Source organism: Salipiger sp. (assembly GCF_059781815.1).
Map to the genome: position 1 here is coordinate 10682 of NZ_JBYNAH010000137.1, position 3231 is coordinate 13912.

Genomic DNA, 3231 nt, shown 5'->3' on the forward strand with positions numbered 1-3231 from the left:
TGGACGGCTGACGCTTTTCGAGAGTCGCTGCGCCCGGTCTTTCTGTCGGGCCGGCCTCCGGCGGGAGTATTTTTGACGAAGAGAAGACAGGGGCGCGGTGGTGGCCTCGGTCGCGGGGCATGAAAAAAGGCAGGCGCGGGGCCTGCCTTTTGGGTTTCCGGAGCGCTGCTCGTTTAGGGCGCTTAGACCTGTTCGACCGCGACCCCGTCCTGGACCTGGAAGGCGAGGTAGCCGGCGAGCTGCGCCGCCTCGTCCTTGGGGCTTTCGTAGGACAGCACCGCGTTCTCGTAGCTGCGGCTTTTCGAGGCGATGGTGTAATGCGTCGCCTCGCCGATATGCTGGTTGATGGTGCGGTAATCCGAGGGTTCGAGGAAGGCCATGGCGATGTCCTCGCGCGGGAAGAAGATCATCCCGGGCATGTCGCCCTCGGTCAGCTCGAGCGTGCGGTTGCTCTCGCCCAGCACCGCGCCGCCGGCGCGGATCACCCAGGTGCCCTGGGTCGGGCGGATGGTGATGTGGTTCATCATGTCGTCGTCTCCCCGTTTCCTCGCGGATCATATACCAGCCGTCTTGCGACAGTCCTGTGTCAAAGCGGCGCGCAGGCCGCTGCCAGCCAGTCTGCATCCGCGCCCTCCACGAGCGGGCCGATGCGGGCCAGCACCTCTTCGTGATAGGCGTCGAACCAGTTGCGCTCGGCCTGCGTGAGCAGGGCGGGCACCACCAGCCGCTTGTCGATCGGCACCCATGTCAGGGTCTCGAAGCGCAACATCCGCGGCACCACCTGTCCCGGAAGGGGCGGGGCGGTCTCCACGGCGATGAGGTTCTCGATCCGGATACCATAGGCGCCCTCGCGGTAAAAGCCCGGCTCGTTCGACAGGATCATCCCCGCCTCGAGCGGCACGGTGCCGGTGCGGGCTATGCGCGCCGGGCCCTCGTGCACGCTGAGATAGGCGCCGACGCCGTGGCCGGTGCCGTGGCCATAGTCGAGCCCCTCTTCCCAGAGCGCCGCACGCGCCAGCACGTCGATGTCGCGCCCTGCGAGGCCCGCTGGGAAGCGCAGCCGCGACAGGGCGATCATGCCCTTCAGCACGCGGGTGAAATTGGCGCATTCCTCCTCGCCCACGTCGCCCACGGCGATGGTGCGGGTGATGTCGGTGGTGCCGTCGACATATTGCCCGCCGCTGTCGACCAGCAGCAGCTCGCCTTCGTTCACGCTCCGGTCGGTGGCCTCGGTGACGCGGTAATGCACGATGGCGCCGTTGGGACCGGCGCCGGCGATGGTCTCGAAGGAGATGTCGCGCAGGGCATTGGTGGCGCGGCGCTCGGCCTCGAGCGCGGTGACCACGCCGATCTCGGTCAGGCTGCCCGGCGGCTGGCGGTCGAGCCAGGCGAGGAAGCGCACCATGGCGGCGCCGTCGCGCAGATGCGCGGCGCGGGCGCCCGCGAGCTCGGCATCGTTCTTGCGCGCCTTGGGCAAGACGCAGGGATCGGGGGCCTCAATGATCTCGGCGGTGGCGAGCGCATCGGCCACTGCCACGGGACAGGTGGCCGGATCGATCTGCACCTTGCCGCCCAGCGTCGCCACGGCGGCGAGGAAGCCCTCGGGGGGCAGCACCTTGACCTTCGGACCGAGGTGATCGCCGAGGCCCGCGAGCTTGGCGGCGTCGATGAAGAGCTCGACCGTGCCATCGGCGTTGAGCAGGGCGAAGCCGTGCGGCACCGGGTTGCGCGGGATGTCGGAGCCACGGATGTTGAGCAGCCAGGCGATGCTGTCGGGCAGGGTGATCACGCAGGTCTCGGCCTCGAGGCCGCGCGCCAGCCGGTCGATCTTGTCATCATGCGGCTCGCCGGCAAGCTCGAGGGCCTGGGCAAAGACCGCACCTTGCGGCGGGGCGGGCTGGTCGGGCCAGATCCGGTCGACGAGGTTGTCGGTGCGGATGAAGCCGTGGCTCTCGAGCTTCGCCTCGAGCCCGCGCAGTTGCTCGACCGAGAACAGCCACGGATCGATGCCGATCCTGCCGCCCTCGGGGAGCTTGGCGTCGATCCAGTCGGCGAGGCCGGTTTCGGGCCAGTCGACCGGGGTGAAGACATCGGCGACCTGCGCCTTCACCTGCACCCGGTAGCGCCCATCGACAAAGACGCCGGCCGCGTCGGTCAGCGCCACGCAGTAGCCCGCCGAGCCGGTGAAACCGGTGAGCCAGGCCAACCGGTCGTCGCGCGGGGCGACATATTCCCCCTGATGCGCATCGGCGCGCGGCACGACAAAGCCGTCGAGCCCCTCGCGGGCAAGCTCTTCGCGCAGGGCGGCAAGACGCGCCGGGCCCTGCTCCGGGCGGGCGGTTTCCTGAAAGGTCTGGAACATGGCTCGGCCTCCTTTTTCGCAGACCCTATCAGGCCTGCGTCCGGGTGCCAGCGGCAAGTGCGGGGCAGGGCGTGACAACGGGACACCTGTTCGAGGCGGCCCCGGAGCGCTAGAGTCGGGCCGCGCCGTGACCGGGGGACAGGGCGCGGAGACAGCTCATGTTCTCACCGTTCGATCTCGCTCACCTGCATCACGTTGCGCGGCACTACGTTGCCGCAGGCCTTGCCACGCGGCATGCCAACCGGCAGCGCCGGGCCGCGCGGTGGCAGCAGCTGCGCAAAGCGCTCGGCTGGCTGATGCCGCATCCCGCAGGCCCCGAAGGGCAGGCGGCTCACGGGTAGAATTCGCACCACGCGGTGTAGATCCAGCCCCGGAACTTGGCTTCGCGTCCGTTGAGCGCGCCGTTCTGCACGTAGCACCACTTGCCGTCGCAGGCGCGCAGATAGGCGGCGTCGCCATTGTGCAGGCTGCCGATCTGCGCGTAGCCCGAACCCGGGCCCGCGCGCAGCGCGAGAAAGCCGTCGCCATTGGGGTCGAGCCCGCTCACAAGGCAGCCGGTATCGGTGATGATCTCGCCCCGCGGCGGCACGATGTTCTGTGCCTGAAGCGAGGTCGCGCAGCTCAGGGCGAGCGCGAGGCCCGGGAATATCTTCATCGCAATGCACCTGTTTTCGAAAATCTCGGATGCAGCCTAACAGGCGGCACCCGCCTTCCCCAACGGTGCGATGTGACGGCCTCGGGTGCGCTGTCAGCTCGCGCGCTTGATGCCCATGAAACGGGCACGGGCGCGCGGATCGCTGTCGAAGAGCGCGGCGAGCTGCTCGGTCATGGCGCCGGCCAGCTGCTCGACATCGGTGATCGTCACCGCG

The 3231-nt window shown here is 68.9% G+C and carries 4 protein-coding genes; all 4 read right to left on the reverse strand.

The features are described 5' to 3' along the window. Positions 1–182 precede the first annotated feature (182 nt). The 4 genes from AC6RA4_RS15795 to AC6RA4_RS15810 all read right to left on the reverse strand — a co-directional run bounded on the left by AC6RA4_RS15795 (position 183) and on the right by AC6RA4_RS15810 (position 3017). Positions 183–527 (reverse strand): DUF427 domain-containing protein, encoded by a 345-nt coding sequence (locus AC6RA4_RS15795; RefSeq protein WP_500161915.1) that lies wholly within the window; start codon positions 525–527, stop codon positions 183–185. Between the two features lie 59 nt (positions 528–586). Then, on the reverse strand, positions 587–2362 hold the full coding sequence (locus AC6RA4_RS15800) for an aminopeptidase P family protein (RefSeq protein ID WP_500161917.1): 1776 nt from the start codon (positions 2360–2362) through the stop codon (positions 587–589). Between the two features lie 164 nt (positions 2363–2526). Further along, positions 2527–2667, reverse strand: coding sequence for a hypothetical protein (locus AC6RA4_RS15805; RefSeq protein WP_500161919.1), 141 nt, complete (start codon positions 2665–2667; stop codon positions 2527–2529). A gap of 26 nt (positions 2668–2693) precedes the next feature. Continuing rightward, positions 2694–3017 (reverse strand): SH3 domain-containing protein, encoded by a 324-nt coding sequence (locus tag AC6RA4_RS15810; protein WP_500161921.1) that lies wholly within the window; start codon positions 3015–3017, stop codon positions 2694–2696. Positions 3018–3231 lie beyond the last annotated feature (214 nt).

What these genes read in the sequence shown, in the direction of transcription:
- AC6RA4_RS15800 (WP_500161917.1), bottom strand. Translation starts at nt 2,362, where the DNA reads ATGTTCCAGACCTTTCAGGAAACCGCCCGCCCGGAGCAGGGCCCGGCG.
- AC6RA4_RS15795 (WP_500161915.1), bottom strand. Translation starts at nt 527, where the DNA reads ATGATGAACCACATCACCATCCGCCCGACCCAGGGCACCTGGGTGATC.
- AC6RA4_RS15810 (WP_500161921.1), bottom strand. Translation starts at nt 3,017, where the DNA reads ATGAAGATATTCCCGGGCCTCGCGCTCGCCCTGAGCTGCGCGACCTCG.
- AC6RA4_RS15805 (WP_500161919.1), bottom strand. Translation starts at nt 2,667, where the DNA reads ATGCGGCATCAGCCAGCCGAGCGCTTTGCGCAGCTGCTGCCACCGCGC.